This is a genomic window from Pasteurella sp. WM03, assembly GCF_004570945.1.
In the GTDB taxonomy this organism is placed as follows: Bacteria; Pseudomonadota; Gammaproteobacteria; order Enterobacterales; family Pasteurellaceae; genus Rodentibacter.
The window spans coordinates 390,414-408,326 of record NZ_SPPO01000001.1 but is presented as its reverse complement, the minus strand read 5'-3'; the positions used below and the strand labels follow the sequence as shown (position 1 = coordinate 408,326).

Genomic DNA, 17,913 nt, shown 5'->3' with positions numbered 1-17,913 from the left:
GAGATGAATACCATATTCACCAATGCGCTTTGGGTTAGTCCGCTTTTCTGGACGCTCGCACTGTTAGCCGTTGCCGTGATTTTATTCGTGAGAAATAAAGTGCGAATGGATGCCGTGGCACTTTTAGTGATGTTGGCGTTTTATTTGAGCGGTATTTTAACCACTAACGAAATTTTTGCCGGCTTTAGCGATCCGAATATTATTTTGATTGCATTGTTGTTTATTATTGGCGAAGGATTGGTGCGTACCGGCGTTGCCTATCAAGTGAGTGAAGGAATCTTAAAACTTGCCGGAAATAGTGAAACCAAAGTCTTGGTATTGCTGATGCTTGCCGTGGCGGGTTTAGGGGCGTTTATGAGTTCCACCGGCGTGGTGGCGATTTTTATTCCCGTAGTATTGATGATTTGTCGCCAAATGAATCTTTCCCCAAAACGTTTAATGATGCCCTTGAGTGTGGCAGGGTTGATCAGCGGTATGATGACACTTATTGCCACCGCGCCTAACTTGGTGGTGAATGCGGAATTAGTCAAAGATACCGGCACGCGTTTAAGATTTTTTGATTTCACCCCGATTGGGCTTGTCATTTTGTTGTTAGGTATCGGCTATATGTTGCTAACCCGCCGTTGGCTTGGGGGAAACATTGCGACGGATAACCAAGAAAATAATCAACGTTCCATGGCTGAATTGATTGATGAATATGGTTTACGCGGTCGTGCGAAACGTTTTGTAGTGCGTACCGGTTCGCCTTTTGCCGGCAAAAAGTTAGATGAATTACATTTACGCTCCAACTATGGGGTGAATGTGTTAGCGATTGAGCGCTGGAAACGTTTCCGCCCAACTTATATGATGCCTCTTGCCACCTCAGAAATTCATGAAAAAGATATTTTGATGATTGATATTGGTCAGCAAGAATTTAACCTCACAGAATTTTGTCAAACTCATAATTTAGAACCGGCAGAGATTAAATCTCAATCTTTTGATGAACAGGCAAAATCCATTGGAATGGCGGAATTAGCCTTAGTACCGGGCTCGGCATTGATTGATAAAACTACACAAGAGGTGGCGTTTCGTTCTCGTTACGGATTAAATGTGGTAGGGATCAAGCGGGATGGCGAATTAATTTCTGACAGCTTTTCCGGCACACCTTATAAGCTTGGTGACTTAATTCTTGTTATTGGTGATTGGAAAGTGATTCAACAAATGCGTAACCGTACCAAGGATTTTGTTGTGCTCACTTATCCGAAAGAAATGGATCGTGTTGCACCGGCACAGAGCCAAGCGCCACAAGCCCTGCTTTCCGTATTGGTGATGGTGGTGTTAATGGTGTCAGGTCTTGTACCCAATGTGATTGCAGCACTTATCGGTTGTTTAATGTTGGGGTATTTCCGTTGCATTGATGCGAAAAGTGCTTATGATTCTATTCATTGGCCAAGTCTTATTTTGATTATTGGTATGATGCCCTTTGCCACCGCATTGCAAAAAACCGGCGGGATTCAACTGGCGGTTGAGACGATGTTGCAGTTGGTGGGGGATTGGGGAATGCATTTAGTGCTGATGATGTTATTTCTTTTTTGTGCCGTGATCGGGTTATTCATCTCCAATACAGCAACAGCGATTTTAGTGGCCCCTATTGCCATTTCATTGGCGCAGCAACTCCAAGTCTCGCCTATCCCCTTTGCCATGGTAGTGGCAATTGCCGCATCTGCCGCATTTATGACGCCGGTTTCTTCACCGGTGAATACGATGGTCGTGGGACCAGGTGGATATAAATTTAGTGATTTTTTAAAAATTGGTGTGCCGTTTACATTGATTGTGATGGTAGTGAGTGTATTTTTAATTCCACTTTTATTTCCATTTTAAGCATTGAGATTTAGTACAAAAATTTAAGGAAAAATATGACCGAACTTTTAAAAATAGGCCTTGTTTCCGTATCTGATCGGGCTTCATCAGGCGTCTATCAGGATCAAGGTATTCCCGAATTACAGGCTTGGTTAGAGAACGCACTAATCGATCCTTTCCATGTGGAAACCCGATTGATTCCCGATGAACAAGGCATTATTGAACAAACCCTAAAAGAATTGGTGGATGAACAAGATTGCCATCTTGTCTTAACCACCGGCGGAACAGGGCCAGCGAAACGTGATGTTACCCCAGATGCTACGCTTGCCGTTGCCGATCGTGAAATGCCTGGTTTTGGTGAGCAAATGCGCCAAGTGAGTTTACACTTTGTACCTACGGCAATTTTATCCCGCCAAGTGGGCGTGATTCGTAAAGCAAGTTTGATTTTAAATTTACCGGGTCAACCTAAAGCGATTAAAGAAACCTTAGAGGGCGTGAAAGATAAAGAGGGAAACGTGCTTGTGAGCGGTATTTTTAGTGCAGTACCTTATTGTTTACAACTCATTAATGGTTTGTATATTGAGACTCACCCAGATGTGATTGAGAGTTTCCGCCCAAAATCGGCAAGACGAGAAAATTTGGAGAAATAAAATGAAAAAAATTGAAGCAATGATTCGCCCATTTAAACTGGATGATGTACGTGAAAACCTTTCCGATATTGGTATTACCGGAATGACCGTGACTGAGGTGCGTGGTTTTGGTCGCCAAAAAGGACATACGGAACTTTACCGAGGGGCAGAATATATGGTGGATTTTTTACCAAAAGTAAAAATGGAAATTGTGGTGCCTGATGATTTGTTGGAACAGTGCCTTGAAACTATTATCGAAACCTGCCAAACCGGTAAAATTGGTGATGGAAAAATTTTTGTTTATGACGTGGAACGGGTGATCCGCATTCGCACAGGTGAAGAAAATGAGGAAGCGATTTAGTGGAAAATAACCTAAATTTATACCGCACTTTACAGGGGATCGCCGCCGTTATTATTATTTTAGCGGGCATCAAATTAGCCGCTGAAATTGTTGTGCCGTTTTTGCTGGCACTCTTTATTGCGATTATTTGTTCACCTATCGTTAAAACAATGACTGACCGCCGTATCCCCCATTGGCTTGCGATAGTATTACTCTTTGTCTTGATTTCCCTGATTTTCTTCTTTTTAGTCGGACTAATTAATAGTAGCGTACGAGAGTTTACCCAGTCTATTCCTCAATATAAAGTCTTGCTTTCCGAACGAGTGAATGATCTGATGGCATTGGCACAACGTTTCAATTTGCCCGTTTATTTTTCACGGGAAACCATTCAAGAAAATTTCGACCCAAGTATCATTATGAATTTTGTGAGTCGTGTCCTGCTCAATTTTTCCGGTGTGGTGAGCAATGTGTTCGTCTTAGTGCTTGTGGTGATTTTTATGCTCTCTGAAGCCCCGACAATGAAACACAAAGTTGCGGTGGTAATAAGCGCTGCACCGAATGATGTAGAAAAGGAGGAACGCCATATTAACCGCATTTTGCAAGGTGTGATTGGCTACCTTGGAATTAAAAGTATCACCAGTCTGCTTACGGGGATTGCTGTGTTTATTCTATTGGAAGTATGCGGTGTACAATATGCGATTTTGTGGGCGACATTAAGTTTTTTATTAAATTACATTCCGAATATCGGTTCTATCATTGCCGCTATCCCTATTATCGTACAGGCTCTGTTGTTGAATGGTTTCGGTATCGGTTTTGGTGTGACAGTTGGTGTGATTGTGATCAATATGGTCATCGGCAATATTCTTGAACCTAAAATGATGGGGCAACGCCTCGGGCTTTCCACTTTAGTCGTTTTTCTTTCCCTCTTATTTTGGGGATGGTTGCTAGGGACGGTGGGAATGCTACTTTCCGTTCCCCTAACAATGGCACTAAAAATCGCCTTAGAATCCAGCCCAAATATGGTGAAATATGCCGCTTTATTGGGTGATGTGAAAAGGGATTAATGTTGTTTAGAGACATAAAAAAGTGCGGTCAATTTTGACCGCACTTTTGCTATACGAATTTAGCAGAACAACCTTCTCTGTTTTCTGCTTTTTTTCACCTGAGCAATCAGTATTACCACAAGGACAAGCACATATACGGCAAAGATAAATACTAACCATTGCACCATGGTGATACCGAATAGCGACCATTGGCTGTTATCGCAGGAGCCTGTGGGGTTGAAAATGCTTGGTAACCATTGGTGGAATGGGAGGGTTTCAGGGAAATTCGGGATAAATTCACATTGTTTCCATGGGGCAGGGTTCATTTGGAGATCAAGATGACGAATAGAGATCATCAAGCCTTTAATCGCACTAAATAAACCTAATACGAGGGCGATTAAGCGCAGGATCAGTGAACGAGGTGCGAGAAGACCAATAATGCCCGCAAGGAATAAACCACTCATAGCTAAACGTTCATACACACAAAGGACGCAGGGTTGTAATCCCATACCGTATTGGAAATAAAGTGCGGTCAATTCTAAGGCTAAACTTGAAAATGCAAGTAATAACCACGATGAGCGTTTTTCTGAAAATCCTTTAAAAAATGCGAGCATGTGTTCTCCTTAAATTGGCTGAATTAGGCCTAAATTTGCTAACCAAACGGTAGCAGTCGGTAAAATATACTCAATGGCAAATAAGCCCACTAAGGATAGCACAATGGTGTAAGGTAATGCCATGTAAACCATTCTGCCGTAAGAGAGGCGAATTAATGGGGCAAGCGATGAGGTTAATAAGAACAAGAAAGCGGCTTGACCATTTGGCGTTGCGACCGATGGCAAGTTCGTTCCGGTATTGATGGCAACAGCGAGTAATTCAAATTGGTGTGGTGTGATTACGCCGTTAGTGAGTGCTGCTTTAACTTCGTTAATATAAACCGTTGCAACGAAAACGTTATCGGAAATGGCGGAGAGCAAGCCGTTAAATGTATAGAATAAAATCAGTTGTGCACTTTCACTGGCAGATAAAACGTAGTGAATAATTGGTGAGAACAGTTTTTGATCAATAATCACGGCGACCACGGTAAAGAACACCACAAGCAAGGCGGTGAAGGGGAGCGATTCTTGGAATGATTTGCCAATGATATGCTCATTTGTAATGCCGGTAAATGCTGTGGCGAGGACGATCACGGTTAAACCGATTAGTCCTACGGCGGCGAGATGGAACGCTAAGCCAATCACGAGCCAAAGTGCGATGATTGCCTGTATGAATAACTTCATTTTGTCTTGTTTTGACATTTTTTGCGTGTTGTTACGATCTAAACGTGCCAATACTGCCCAGACTTTACGGGGAAGTTTTGCGCCATAGCCAAATAATTTAAACTTTTCTACTAAGTAGCAAGTGAGCAAACCACAGGCTAAAACAGGTAGGGTAACGGGCGCCATACGGAAGAAAAATTCAATAAAATTCCAATTTGCTTGTTCTGCAATAATTAAATTTTGTGGCTCGCCGACCATCGTCATCACACCGCCTAGTGCTGTACCGACACCGGCATGCATCATTAAACTTCTTAAAAATGCACGAAACTGTTCTAATGTGGTTCGTTTATCACCTAATTTATCATCGTTGGTGATATCAATAAGCTCATTTAATTTATTGCCTGAGGCAACTTTGTGATAGACACCATAAAAACCCATGGCGACACTAATAATCACGGCAACAACGGTTAGCGCATCTAAAAAGGCGGATAAAAATGCAGCGCTGATACAAAATGCTAAAGAGAGGGTAATTTTAGATTCAATAGCAATCAGCAATCGGGTAAACACAAACAACAAAAGCTGTTTCATAAAATAAATGCCGGCAACCATAAACATCAGTAATAATATGACTTCAAAATTTGCCATAATTTCAGCTTTTATATGAGTTGGATTCGTCATACCAATGATAACGGCTTCAATAGCAAGTAACCCACCTGGTTGTAGAGGATAGCATTTTAATGCCATTGCGAGCGTGAAAATAAACTCAGCAACTAAAATCCAACCGGCAATAAAAGGGCTGATAAAAAAGAAAATAATTGGGTTGGCAATGAGAAAAATGATAATGGCGAGCTTATACCAATCAGGGCTTGCACCAAGAAAATTTTTCATTAAGGCCTGTGTGTAAGTCATAAATTACTCCTGTTCTTTAAAGTGTGCTCATTGTAATATAGAGTGCTTTAAAGGATAATACCCGAAGATAAAGATTTGCTTGAAAAATCATCTTTTTTTGATCTTGTTAGACTTTTCTAACGTTTAAATTATTATGAATACAGACAACACACTTTTAAAGGCACAAAGCCCTGCGGCACTTGCCGAAGAATATCTCGTAAAAAGTATTTGGGAGGACGTGTTTCCTGCAGGTACTAATCTACCTTCAGAACGTGATCTTGCGGAGAAAATCGGGGTAACCCGCACGACATTACGCGAGGTGTTGCAACGTTTAGCCCGTGACGGTTGGCTGACTATTCAACATGGTAAACCTACGAAAGTAAACAATATTTGGGATACTGCGAGTCCGAGTATTATTGAAACCTTGATTACTCTCGATCAAAGCTCAGCGCCTTTGATTATTGATAATATGCTATCGCTTCGTAGCAAAATGTCAGAATTTTATATTTATGAAGCGGTGAAAAAATCACCTCAACAATCTGCAATGCTGTTTGATGAATTAAAGGCATTAGAGAATACGGCGGAAAGTTATACAGAGTTTGATTATTATGTTTTTCGTCAATTTACCGTCTTGGCAAATAAACCCTTTTATCGTTTAATTTTCAATAGTTTAAAAGGTGTGTACCAAAAAATAGGTTTACTCTTTTTTAGTTGTGAAACGCACCGTGAACTGACTAAGCAGTTTTATGTAGAATTGCAACAAATTTGCCAAGCAGGGAATGCCGAGGCCGTGGTAGATTGTATCCGTAAACATAATTTGCGTTCAGCCACCTATTGGAGTGCAATTTTAGAACGTTTACCGCACAATTTTTCTGATTAACCCCAAAAGTGCGGTCAAAATCAACCGCACTTTTTACTTTATTTTTTCATCACACTATGCGTATACCTCGAATTTATCACCCGGAATCTCTTGAACATCACACTCAGTGTCAACTTTCTGATGACGCCGCAAATCACGTTGGGCGAGTGTTACGTATGACAGAAGGCGAACACATTGAGCTTTTTGACGGAAGCAACCATATTTATCCGTCTCGTATTATTGACGCGAGTAAAAAATCGGTGAGAGTCGAAATTTTAGATCGTAAATTTGTGGATAAAGAATCCAGCCTCAAGATTCATTTAGGTCAGGTTATTTCTCGTGGTGAGCGTATGGAATTTACCATACAAAAATCCGTTGAATTAGGCGTGAATATCATTACGCCACTTTGGTCGGAGCGTTGTGGTGTGAAACTGGACGGTGATCGTATGGAGAAAAAAATTCAACAATGGCAAAAAATTGCGATTGCAGCCTGTGAACAATGTGGCAGAAATGTGATACCGGAAATTCGCCCATTGATGAAATTACAAGATTGGTGTGCGGAAAATGATGGGGCATTAAAGTTGAATTTACACCCTCGCGCCCAATATTCAATTAAAACGTTGCCAAATATCCCAATGGAGGGGGTTCGCTTATTGATTGGTTCTGAAGGCGGATTATCACCGCAAGAAATTACCCAAACTGAACAGCAAGGTTTTACTGAAATTTTATTAGGAAAGCGTGTATTGCGCACAGAAACTGCTTCGTTGGCGGCAATTAGCGCACTACAAATTTGTTTTGGAGATTTAGGCGAATGATGGATTTACAAGGACAATTTTTAATTTCAATGCCACATTTAGCGGATTATTTTCATCGTACTGTTGTTTTTGTTTGTGAACATAATGATCAAGGTTCTATGGGCGTCGTGATTAACCAACCCACGGATCTCAGCATTGCCGAACTTTATAGCAAACTGAATTTTATGATGAAAAATGACCGCACTTTTGATGATGCGATGGTGGTGGCTGGTGGACCGGTTCATACTGAACGAGGCTTTATTGTGCATAAAAATACAACGGTGGATTTCCAGCATAGTTACAAAATTACCGATGATCTTTGTCTGACGACTTCGGCAGATGTTGTGGATACATTTGGTTCTTTACAAGCACCGGAGAAATATCTTGTCGCACTGGGCTGTGCCGGATGGTCGGTTGGACAATTGGAACAAGAAATCGCAGATAATGCTTGGCTTGTGGTTCCGTCGAACGATACGATTCTATTTGATATGCCTTATGAAGAACGTTATCTTGCCGCAAGCCAATTGCTTGGAATTAATAGGCATAATTTTGCAACTTCTCAAGTAGGGCACAGTTAATGACCATTACCGCTCTCGCTTTTGATTTTGGTATGAAGAGTATCGGATGTGCCGTGGGGCAAAGTATCACGGGTACGGCTCAGGCATTGCCGGCATTTAAAGCACAAGATGGCATCCCAAATTGGGACGCCATTGCTAAATGTTTCCAAGAATGGAAACCAGAGGTTGTTGTAGTAGGGTTACCACTGAATATGGATGGAACAGAGCAAGAACTCACTTTGAGCGCAAAGAAATTTGCTAACCGCTTAAATGGGCGATTTGGAGTGAAAGTGGCATTACAAGATGAACGTCTTACAACCACAGAGGCAAGGCGTGAAATTTTTGAACGTGGCGGTTTTCGAGCGTTGAAAAAGGGTAAGGTAGATGGCATTTCCGCCTGTTTAATTCTCGAAAGCTGGTTTGAAAGCCAAATCTAGTGACTTTTTCTTTATTTAATATCTGATGTAGTCTTTCTATTTCCCTTTTATTCATTTACTACATAATACCGAAAAGTGCGGTTGTTTTTGACCGCACTTTTGTTATACGGATATAACATGGCTCTGATTCAAGTCTAATATTCCACCCTTTATTTCCTCAAACGCTGGCGTACGATTTCAAACAAACATACGCCGGTTGCTACTGAAACATTCAGCGATGAGACAGATCCTGCCATTGGGATACTAATTAATTGATCGCAATGTTCACGAGTTAAACGACGCATTCCTTCGCCTTCTGCCCCCATCACGAGAGCCAGTGCGCCGGTCAATTTGCTTTGGTAAAGGGTTTCTGTCGCTTCACCGGCAGTACCTACTACCCAAATATTGTGATTTTGTTGTAAATCACGAAGGGTACGGGAAAGGTTAGTCACTCGAATGAGCGGCACGGTTTCCGCAGCGCCACAGGCCACTTTGCGGGCCACAGAGGTGAGCTGTGCAGATTTATCTTTTGGCACAATGACAGCGGAGACACCCGCTGCATCGGCGGTACGCAAACAGGCACCAAGGTTATGGGGATCGGTTACCCCATCAAGTACTAATAAAAGTGGATTTTGTTTACCGGCAAGAATCACATCAAGATCATTTTCATTGAGTTCCTTTGCGGCTTGTATGCGTGCAATCACCCCTTGATGTACTTCACCATTTGCTTTTTTATCTAAGGTTTGGCGATTAACAAATTGCACGGCGATACCCATTGCGTGGAGTTCATTAAGTAAAGGTTGTAAGCGTTTATCTTCACGTCCTTTTAATACAAATACTTCAATTAAACGCTCCGGCGTATGGGATAGAATACTATTGACGGCGTGAATACCATAAATCTGTTCTGACATAATTTTTCTCTATTTTTTGATTTTAGGGAGACATTATTTACGTTTTTTCTGTTTTTGAGAAACTTCTTTATTTTTAACCGCACTTTTACGCTTTTTCGTCGCTTTTGGCGGCAATTCTTTAAATACTTTCTTTGCTTTCTCTTTTGCCGTTTTGCCTGCTCGACGGGGTTTGCGTTCACTCCCCACCAGCGAGAAGTCGATCATTTTCTGTTCTAGGTGGACGGCTTCCACACGAATCCTCACTTTATCACCTAAACGATATTGCATTCCGCTGTTTTCACCGATTAAGCGTTGTTTGGCAGCATCAAATTGATAATAATCATTTTCTAAGGTTGAGATATGCACTAAGCCATCAATGAATAAGTCGTTTAAACGTACAAACAGTCCGAAACCGGTCACAGAAGAAATAACGCCATTAAATTCATTGCCAACGTGATCTTGCATATATTCAGATTTCAGCCAATCCGCCACTTCACGGGTAGCCTCATCGGTGCGGCGTTCGGTCATCGAGCAATGATCGCCAAGCTGATCCATCTCATCAAAAGAATAATGATAACCGCCACTGTCGGTGGTTTTACGTTTCGCCCCTTGTTCTTTAGCAAGCAGATATTTAATACTCCGATGGAGCGTTAAATCAGGATAACGGCGAATAGGTGAAGTAAAATGGGCGTATTCTTCCAATGCTAAACCAAAATGCCCGATATTATCCACGTTATATACCGCTTGGCTTAAAGAACGGAGTAACATGGTTTGAATTAATTCGTGATCCGGTCGCTCTTTGACTTTTTCTAACAGTTCTGCGTAATCTTTTGTGGTCGGTTTCATTCCCCCTTCCAAGCTTAAACCAAACTCTCTGAGAAAGGTTCGGAATGAAGTGAGTTTTTCTTCGCTTGGTGTTGCGTGAATACGATATAGTGCCGGTTCATTATGTTTTTCCATAAAATTAGCGGCGGCGATATTGGCCAAAATCATACATTCTTCGATGATTTTATGGGCATCGTTGCGGATTACCGGTTCAATGCGTTCAATACGTCCCATTGAATTAAAGATAAATTTGCTTTCAATGGTTTCAAAATCAATCGCCCCACGCTGATGACGGGCAGAAAGCAATGCTTGATAAAGATGATAAAGTTCTTCCAGATGAGGGGCGAGTGCGTGATATCGTTCACGAAGTTCCCTATCACCTTCCAAAATTTTCGCTACTTTGGTGTAGGTCAAACGTGCGTGGGAATTCATCACCGCTTCATAAAAACGATAATCGGTGAGTTTGCCTTTGGCAGAAATGTGCATTTCACACACCATACACAAGCGATCCACTTGCGGATTAAGCGAACACAAGCCATTAGATAAAATTTCCGGCAGCATCGGTACGACTCGATTTGGAAAATAGACTGAGTTCCCCCGATTATGGGCTTCGTTATCGAGTGCCGAACGCAAACGTACGTAATAACTCACATCCGCAATCGCCACCCAAAGTTTCCAGCCTTTACCTTGTTTTTCGCAATATACCGCATCATCAAAATCCCGTGCGTCTTCACCATCAATAGTAACTAACGGTAAATGGCGTAAATCCACACGACCTTTTTTGGCTTCTTCCGGCACGTCCTCTGTGAATTTTCTAATGTATTTTTCTACCGCACTTGGGAACTGATGGGGAATATCGTGATTGCGTAACGCAATTTCGACTTCCATCCCTTTCGCCATATTATCGCCCAAAATTTCCGTGATGATCCCTATTGGCTGATTGAAAGCGGCAGAGCGTTGTTGTAATTCCACCACAACCACTTGCCCCATCCGCGCACCGTTACGGTGTTCGTTTGGCACAAGAATATCGCGTCCGATACGGCTGTCGTCAGGTACCACATACCCAAAGCCGTTTTCCAAGAAAAAGCGCCCAACAATCTGTTTCTTGCGACTTTCCAATACACGCACAATGCGGACTTCACGACGCCCTCGGTGATCCAAATTTGCCGGCTGTGCCAATACAAAATCACCGTGCATCACCCGCTGCATTTGATGATTGGGAATAAATAAATCCTCTTTTTTACCCTCTACTTGTAAGAAGCCGTAGCCTTCTCGATGACCAATCACCAAGCCTTTTACAAGATCGAGTTTTTCCGGCAAGGCATAGCGTTTACGTTTGGTGAACACAAGTTGCCCATCATTTTCCATCGCACGTAAACGACGGCGCATTGCCTCCATTTTTTCCTCATCACGAATAGAAAGTGCGGTCAAAATTTCCTCCCGATTCATTGGGGCGTTATTTTCACGAATCACACTTAAAATAAGCTCCCGACTTGGGATAGGATTACCATACTTCGCTAATTCTTGTTGGTAATGAGGATCTTGGTATTTTCGTTTTTTCGTCATTATTTTTTACAGTTTTAAAAAGTGGAGAGAGTTTGACACTGTAAGGGGGATAATGCAAGGAAATAGGGGGATTTATCATGAGAAAACGAAAATAAAGGCTTTATTTCCTCTGTCAGGAATAAAGCCTTTTTGTTAAAGCTAAGGTTGATTAAAATAAAAATTTCCTTGATTCGCCAAAAACTCAGGATGAATTTCCACATAACTTTTTTCTTTCAGCATCTCACCCGTTTGTTTTAGGTAATCTTTAAAATGAGGTGTTTCTCTGTGATGTTGGTAAGCGGCACTGTTGGCGTAGATCTCAAAGAAAATCCATTTGTTTGGATTTTCTTGCATTGTGGCGGCATACATCGCAATCACCCCCTCTTCCACTTTTAGTGATTGTGCCATTTCTGCGATAATAATCTTCTTGAATTGTTCGTTATATTCAGGTTTCACTTCTACCACTGCATAATTTGTGAGGATTTCGGGCGTTTGTACCACTTTTTTATCCCCTAAAAATTGTGGAACTAAGGCAATACGCTTTTTGTGATCCGTTAAAATCTCAGGTGATGCAGTTAAAAATGCTTGATATTGAGGTGACGTGCGGTGGGTTTCATAAGCCTTTTGATCCGCATAAATTTCCACCATATAGGCTATATTGGGATCGGTGTTTGATTTCACCGAATACATTGCTAATGTGCCTTTTTCATTGCGGATTGATGTGCTGATATTGTGTTCAGCCACGGCGTGATATTGCACTTCAGCCCCTTTTTTCACGCCGAGTTCAAAAATGTTTATCATCGGGGTGGCGTTTGCGGTGATAGCCATAGTAAGTCCTAAAAGTGCAGTCATAAAAAACAACGTTTTTTGAATGGTGGTTTTACTCACTGCCCCAATAGGGGGGAACAAATGAGTAAGCGAGTTTGTGAGTAGTTTTTTCATTGTTTTTTCCTTATATGATGATCCCATGGGTAATTTATTAGTTATGGTTATTTGACAAGTTGAACGTTACGTCCTGATACTAAACAATTTCTCCGCATTTTTATAGGCGATTAATTCTTTTTCTTGTTCTGAAATGGGTAAGTTTTCGAGGAAATTACGTACACCGTTAAGAGTCTGATAAGGATAATCTACCGAGAATAAGATACGTTCCGCCCCGATTAAATTATAGATAAACTGAAAGTGCGGTTGAGTCAGCATACCACTAGGGCTAACGAAAACTTGTTGTTTGAAGGTATCGGTCAAGCTACGTTTTAAACCGGTAGCAGCTTGTGGCAGGCTGTCGTCTAAACGTTGGAGATAGAATGGCAACATTTCCCCCCAATGTCCGCTAATCACTTGTAAATTCGGATAGCGATCAAATGCACCGGATAACATTAATCGTAATAAATGGATCCCTGCTTCATTGTGCCAACCCCAACCGAACATAGAAAGGCGGGCGATCACTTCATCATCAAAACCGCTGTAATAGGCTTGTTGTACGGCAGGCACAGGAATACCGGGGTGAAGATAAAGTGGCACATTCAGTTCATTGAATTTCACCAACAACCTTTCATAACGTGGGTGGTCGAGAAAATCGTCCGATGGGCGACCATTCAACAAGGCGCCACGCAAACCCAATTCTTTTACCGCACGTTCTAATTCTGCCACTGCTTGCTCTGGTTCAATCCAAGGTAAGGTCGCCATAGCAGCAAAACGGTTAGGATGTTTTTTGATGGCGGCTGCCAGTTTATCATTCGCCTGTTTGTGTAATTCAAGCGAAGCAAATTGTGGAAAACCACCCACAGAAAGTACCTGCATATCAATGTTTGCAGCATCCATATCTGTTAGACGTTTGACATCAAATTCCATACCTTTTGGGGTAATTAAGTCATTTTTTTCGATTTGAGGACGGCTGTGATCGGTATGATTGCCATCTTTCACCCGTTTTCCCCAATTAGTAAGATAAGGTGCTTGCTGAAGCACTTGTGGCATTGTCGCTTTGGCGATATTGGGATCTAAAATATGTTCTTCGACACAAATCAGTTTCATTTGATGACCTTTTTTCTTGTTTTGACTTGATTGGACAATCGGTTGTGCGGTGCTGATATGCGGTAAAAATCCCCCTGCCAAAACGACCGCACTTTGTGTGAGAAATTGACGACGATTGAGATTGTTCATATTTGTAAAGTTTTTGTAGATTTGGTCTTTTTAACTCTCCCCCTCCCGTAAATGAGAGAGGGGGAGAGAAAATCCAAAGGATTTTTGGAGAGGGAAATTTATATCGCTTCCACTTTCTTTAGCTCCAAGTGCTGAAGGCACTTTATGTCTGCCTCTCTCCCACAAGAGGGGGGATAAGATATTTACCCCTTCAGCACCTTAACTACTTCCACGCCAACTTTGTGTGCAGAAGCAGGATTTTGACCGGTGACTAAACGACCATCTACATAGACGTTTTCAAACCAGTTTGGTGCTTCGTGGTGGATTGCCCCATGTTCGATTAATGCACTTTCAAGTAAGTAAGGAACGATAGCCGTACCGCCTACTTCCTCCTCTTCTTTGTTTGTGAATGCCGCCACATTTTTACCTTTCACAAGGTATTCGCCATTGCTTAATTTTGCATCCACTAATGCAGCGGGGCCGTGGCATACGGCTGAAACTACCCCATTGTTTTCATACACTTCACGAATTAAACGTTGTGCATCTTGGTTTTCACGATAATCCCACATCGTGCCGTGACCGCCGGCGAAGAAGATCGCTGAATAATCCTCACCATTCAATTCTGAGACGCTTGGCGTGTGGGCTAAACGGGCTTCTAAATCCGTTTCATTCCAGAAATATTGATTTACCGGATCGGTAAAATCCAGACTATCTTTATCAATTGGTGCTTGCCCACCTTTGATTGAAGCGATCACTGTTTTGAACCCTGCCTCTTCCATGACTTTTAATGGATGGGTTAACTCGCTTAACCAGAAACCTGTCGAAATACCGGTATTACCTTTTTCTGTGGTGCTGGTAACTACACATAAAATCGGTTTTGTCATTTTACTTTCCTCACTGTTTGAGTGTTAAATTACCCTTTGTGTTCCTCTGCAAAAAGTTGCTCTACAAAAAGGTAGTTGCCTAATGGAATATAATTGAAGTCGATTAAGCCTGCTTTCACTAATGGAAATTCGGTGCACACTTCTTTTGCTTTTTCTACACTTTCCGCTTCAACGAAAAATGCTACACCCGGGCGATCTTGTCGCATATAAATCTCACGAATAAAGTCAGATTTAATCAATGCCCAACCATGTTTGATTTCATTTAACAAATGTGGAGCATAATCTGCTGAGGTGACACCTTCACGTGGTTCGTCTAAAACTAAAATACGCATATTTGAATCCTTAAAGTCTTTTATTGAAAATTTAAACAACCTATTTTTAATAGGTGAGATATTTTAGCAAAAAAAATTTCATTTTTTAATAGATGAAAATTTATATTGATAAGTTTTAATTGATGAAATTCAGTTAAGCATAGATTTGCTTGAAAATTCATTAACTGAAAATTTTAAGCAAAAGAGACAATAATGGCTCAATTAAACCCTTCTAAAGCCGATCACTTGATTGGCAAACGCATTCAAATGCGACGCAAAGAAGTCGGGCTTACCGCCGATCAACTTTCCGAAAATATCGGCATTTCACAACAACAATTACTTCGTTATGAACGTGGTGATAACAAGATCAATATCAGCCATTTAATGTTGATCGCCCAAGCTTTAGATACGCCGTTAAACTGGTTTTTCTTGGATTGTTGCAGCAAAGCTACACTCACTAATGATGAACTTAAAGCCCGCTACGATTATCATTGGCAACAATTCGATCACCAACAGCGCCAAGCTGTCGTCAATTTTCTCGATTTACTCAGTGTGAGTTATCAAAAACAGCCGGGCAAATAAGGGAAAGTGTGATCATGCTTATTTCTAGGGTAACAAGTTACCCTAGGTCATTTGTCAATTCCCTCTAGGCAACCACACTTCCACTAATAGTCCGGTTTCAAATTTTTCACTCTCTTTTAGTGTCAATGTGCCGCCATAATGGTTAACGATTTCCATGGCGATGGCTAAGCCAAGTCCTGAACCTTGTTGCTCAGTGCCAAGCATTCGGTAGAAGGGATCAAGCACACGCTCCCGTTCTGCTGTTGGGATACCTTTACCATTGTCTTCCACTTTTATGGTGATTCCATTATGTGTGGTTTGTACACTAAGGTCAATTTGGCTACCCTTGGGAGTATAGCGAATGGCGTTGTCGGTCAGGGTTTTGATGAGTAAATAGAGATCCGTTTCATTACCATAAAATGTGACATTTTGTTCTCCCTCTACCCCTAAATCTTGTTGGTTTTCTAATGCGAGGGGAAGCAAATCTTCAATCACTCGGCGGAAAATGGTTTGGATCTCAATTTTGAGATAAGGCTTTTCTCCTTGATTTTGCAGACGGGCAAGGGAAAGTAATTGCTCTAATAAATGACGACTACGTTGAATACCTTGTTTTACGGCACTAATTTGGGTTTTCGCCTCAGTGGGTAAATCTTGGTTGGCAAGTCGTTCGATTTGTAAAGAAAGGGCAGTCATTGGGCTACGCAATTCGTGTGAGGCATCGGCAATAAAACGTTTTTGCTGCTGAATAAAGCTATGAGTACGTGATAATAATCGGTTAATTTCCACCACAAATCCACGAATCTCACTGGGAAGATGAGCGGTTGGTAAGGGTTGTAAATTTTGTTCGTGCCGCTGCTCTACTTTTCTTGATAGGCGTTGTACCGGCTTCATCGCGAATCTTACAATGACAATAGTGAGTAAAATCACAAGTGGAAATAAGACGAGCAGTGGCAATATACTTGTCCACGCATTGCGAAATGCCAAGGTTTCGCGATAGCTGTTATCTTGAATCACGATAATTCTGCCTTCCGGCGTATTGCGTACATAAGTGCGGTAGAATTGGTCGGCGTTTTTTTCATGTTTATGAGGGCGCATTTCCTTCGGCATATTCTCAGCCAGCATACGACGATATTTTTTTCCCTCTTTTTTCAAATTGTGAAACCCCTCCGCCATTTGCTCAGGAAAATCCGTTGGAGGGGCGCTAGGACGGTTGTGATCAAAATAGATCCGAACCCGCCCGTCAAGCATTTTAGGGGGTAAAAGTGAGGTGGGATTTTCCGATAAATTGACCGATCCCGAAAACCGTTCCAACATTTCATCTTGGAGTTTGTTGGTTTCTCGGTAGGTGTTATAAAACGCCATTCCTCCGGCACTGAATGCGACAAGGGTGAATAAAATCGTCAATGCCAATGTGAGGCGGAATTGAAGGGAATTTCTCATCTTTATTTTCCAATATGTTCATTCTTGGCGACTAACCAACCTACACCACGCACATTTTTAATATGCTCTTTCCCGATTTTTTTCCGTAGGCTATGAATTAAAAAATCAATGGCGTTACTTTCCACTTCATCTCCCCAAGCATAAATTTTATCTTCTAATTCTGCACGAGAGTGAATAACTCCCGGTCGGTTCATCAAGGCTTGTAAAATCGCAAATTCTTTATTGCTTAGAAGAATGGGGTCGGATTGATCGGCAACGGAAACGTGATAATTCGTTGGGTTTAGGGTGAGTGAACCGTTCGTCAATAATGGGGTACTTTGTCCACCTTGTCGGCGTAACACCGCACGAATGCGGGCGAGTAATTCGGCAAGATCAAAAGGTTTAATAATATAATCGTCTGCGCCACCATCTAAGCCTGCGAGACGGCTTTCTAAATCATCACGAGCCGTGACGATTAAAATAGGCGTGTGATTTTGGGTTTGGCGTAAATGGCGTAATACTTGCAATCCATCTTGTCCGGGTAAGCCAAGATCCAACAACACTAAATCATAAGGTTGTGTCGCCAATGCCTGTTCTGCCGTGTTGCCATTATTGACCCAATCCACCGCATAACAAGCGTTTTTCAATCCCTCTGAAACGGCATCAGCGATCATTCGATCGTCTTCAACTAATAAAATTCGCATAATCTTTTCACCAA

At 41.7% G+C, this 17,913-nt stretch carries 19 protein-coding genes; 9 read left to right on the top strand and 10 right to left on the bottom strand.

The features are described 5' to 3' along the window. Positions 1-3: 3 nt before the first annotated feature. Genes E4T92_RS02055 through E4T92_RS02040 form a run of 4 tightly spaced genes read left to right on the top strand, consistent with a single transcriptional unit; the run spans position 4 to position 3,872 of the window. Entirely contained in the window at positions 4-1,860 is a 1,857-nt protein-coding gene (locus E4T92_RS02055) for an SLC13 family permease (RefSeq protein WP_135093224.1), read from the top strand. A 35-nt stretch (positions 1,861-1,895) separates the two neighbouring features. Next, complete coding sequence (gene mog, locus E4T92_RS02050) at positions 1,896-2,489, top strand: molybdopterin adenylyltransferase (RefSeq protein ID WP_135093223.1); 594 nt, start codon at positions 1,896-1,898, stop codon at positions 2,487-2,489. Position 2,490: 1 nt separating this feature from the next. Continuing rightward, a complete protein-coding gene (gene glnB, locus E4T92_RS02045; protein ID WP_077493478.1) occupies positions 2,491-2,829 on the top strand; it encodes a nitrogen regulatory protein P-II in 339 nt (112 codons plus the stop codon). Next, complete coding sequence (locus E4T92_RS02040; RefSeq protein WP_135093222.1) at positions 2,829-3,872, top strand: AI-2E family transporter; 1,044 nt, start codon at positions 2,829-2,831, stop codon at positions 3,870-3,872. The genes glnB and E4T92_RS02040 overlap by 1 nt, the downstream gene beginning before the upstream one ends. 59 nt (positions 3,873-3,931) lie before the next feature. On the opposite strand, the gene dsbB is transcribed toward E4T92_RS02040, so the two are convergent. Continuing rightward, a complete protein-coding gene (dsbB, locus tag E4T92_RS02035; RefSeq protein ID WP_135093221.1) occupies positions 3,932-4,465 on the bottom strand; it encodes a disulfide bond formation protein DsbB in 534 nt (177 codons plus the stop codon). Between the two features lie 9 nt (positions 4,466-4,474). Then, complete coding sequence (gene nhaB / locus E4T92_RS02030) at positions 4,475-6,016, bottom strand: Na(+)/H(+) antiporter NhaB (RefSeq protein WP_135093220.1); 1,542 nt, start codon at positions 6,014-6,016, stop codon at positions 4,475-4,477. 133 nt (positions 6,017-6,149) lie between these two features. Here nhaB and fadR point away from each other — a divergent pair, with 133 nt between their 5' ends. Genes fadR through ruvX form a run of 4 tightly spaced genes read left to right on the top strand, consistent with a single transcriptional unit; the run spans position 6,150 to position 8,642 of the window. Then, positions 6,150-6,875, top strand: a complete 726-nt coding sequence (fadR, locus tag E4T92_RS02025; protein ID WP_135093219.1) for a fatty acid metabolism transcriptional regulator FadR — start codon at positions 6,150-6,152, stop codon at positions 6,873-6,875. Between the two features lie 56 nt (positions 6,876-6,931). Then, positions 6,932-7,669 (top strand): 16S rRNA (uracil(1498)-N(3))-methyltransferase, encoded by a 738-nt coding sequence (gene rsmE / locus E4T92_RS02020; RefSeq protein ID WP_135093218.1) that lies wholly within the window; start codon positions 6,932-6,934, stop codon positions 7,667-7,669. Next, positions 7,666-8,226, top strand: a complete 561-nt coding sequence (locus E4T92_RS02015; protein WP_135093217.1) for a YqgE/AlgH family protein — start codon at positions 7,666-7,668, stop codon at positions 8,224-8,226. Before rsmE ends, E4T92_RS02015 begins: the two co-directional genes overlap by 4 nt. Further along, positions 8,226-8,642, top strand: coding sequence for a Holliday junction resolvase RuvX (gene ruvX, locus E4T92_RS02010; RefSeq protein WP_135093216.1), 417 nt, complete (start codon positions 8,226-8,228; stop codon positions 8,640-8,642). The genes E4T92_RS02015 and ruvX overlap by 1 nt, the downstream gene beginning before the upstream one ends. A gap of 149 nt (positions 8,643-8,791) precedes the next feature. Here the strand turns inward: ruvX and rlmB are convergent, their stop codons facing one another. From rlmB to E4T92_RS01980, 6 genes are all read right to left on the bottom strand, one after another. Beyond that, complete coding sequence (gene rlmB / locus E4T92_RS02005; RefSeq protein ID WP_135093215.1) at positions 8,792-9,532, bottom strand: 23S rRNA (guanosine(2251)-2'-O)-methyltransferase RlmB; 741 nt, start codon at positions 9,530-9,532, stop codon at positions 8,792-8,794. 33 nt (positions 9,533-9,565) lie between these two features. Next, positions 9,566-11,902, bottom strand: coding sequence for a ribonuclease R (rnr, locus tag E4T92_RS02000; protein ID WP_135093214.1), 2,337 nt, complete (start codon positions 11,900-11,902; stop codon positions 9,566-9,568). A 138-nt stretch (positions 11,903-12,040) separates the two neighbouring features. Next, positions 12,041-12,742, bottom strand: coding sequence for an antibiotic biosynthesis monooxygenase (locus tag E4T92_RS01995; protein ID WP_135093254.1), 702 nt, complete (start codon positions 12,740-12,742; stop codon positions 12,041-12,043). Between the two features lie 147 nt (positions 12,743-12,889). Beyond that, entirely contained in the window at positions 12,890-14,041 is a 1,152-nt protein-coding gene (locus tag E4T92_RS01990) for an amidohydrolase family protein (RefSeq protein ID WP_228063523.1), read from the bottom strand. Between the two features lie 182 nt (positions 14,042-14,223). Continuing rightward, the gene (locus E4T92_RS01985; protein WP_077541693.1) at positions 14,224-14,904 is read right to left on the bottom strand and encodes a type 1 glutamine amidotransferase domain-containing protein; all 681 of its coding nucleotides are present in this window, start codon (positions 14,902-14,904) and stop codon (positions 14,224-14,226) included. A gap of 29 nt (positions 14,905-14,933) precedes the next feature. After that, a complete protein-coding gene (locus tag E4T92_RS01980) occupies positions 14,934-15,236 on the bottom strand; it encodes a superoxide dismutase (RefSeq protein WP_077541691.1) in 303 nt (100 codons plus the stop codon). 192 nt (positions 15,237-15,428) lie between these two features. On the opposite strand from E4T92_RS01980, the gene E4T92_RS01975 reads away from it, so the two are divergent. Further along, positions 15,429-15,797, top strand: a complete 369-nt coding sequence (locus tag E4T92_RS01975; RefSeq protein ID WP_077541689.1) for a helix-turn-helix transcriptional regulator — start codon at positions 15,429-15,431, stop codon at positions 15,795-15,797. Between the two features lie 54 nt (positions 15,798-15,851). Here the strand turns inward: E4T92_RS01975 and E4T92_RS01970 are convergent, their stop codons facing one another. Next, positions 15,852-17,216, bottom strand: coding sequence for an ATP-binding protein (locus tag E4T92_RS01970; protein WP_135093213.1), 1,365 nt, complete (start codon positions 17,214-17,216; stop codon positions 15,852-15,854). Between the two features lie 2 nt (positions 17,217-17,218). Then, on the bottom strand, positions 17,219-17,899 hold the full coding sequence (locus tag E4T92_RS01965; protein WP_135093212.1) for a response regulator transcription factor: 681 nt from the start codon (positions 17,897-17,899) through the stop codon (positions 17,219-17,221). Positions 17,900-17,913 lie beyond the last annotated feature (14 nt).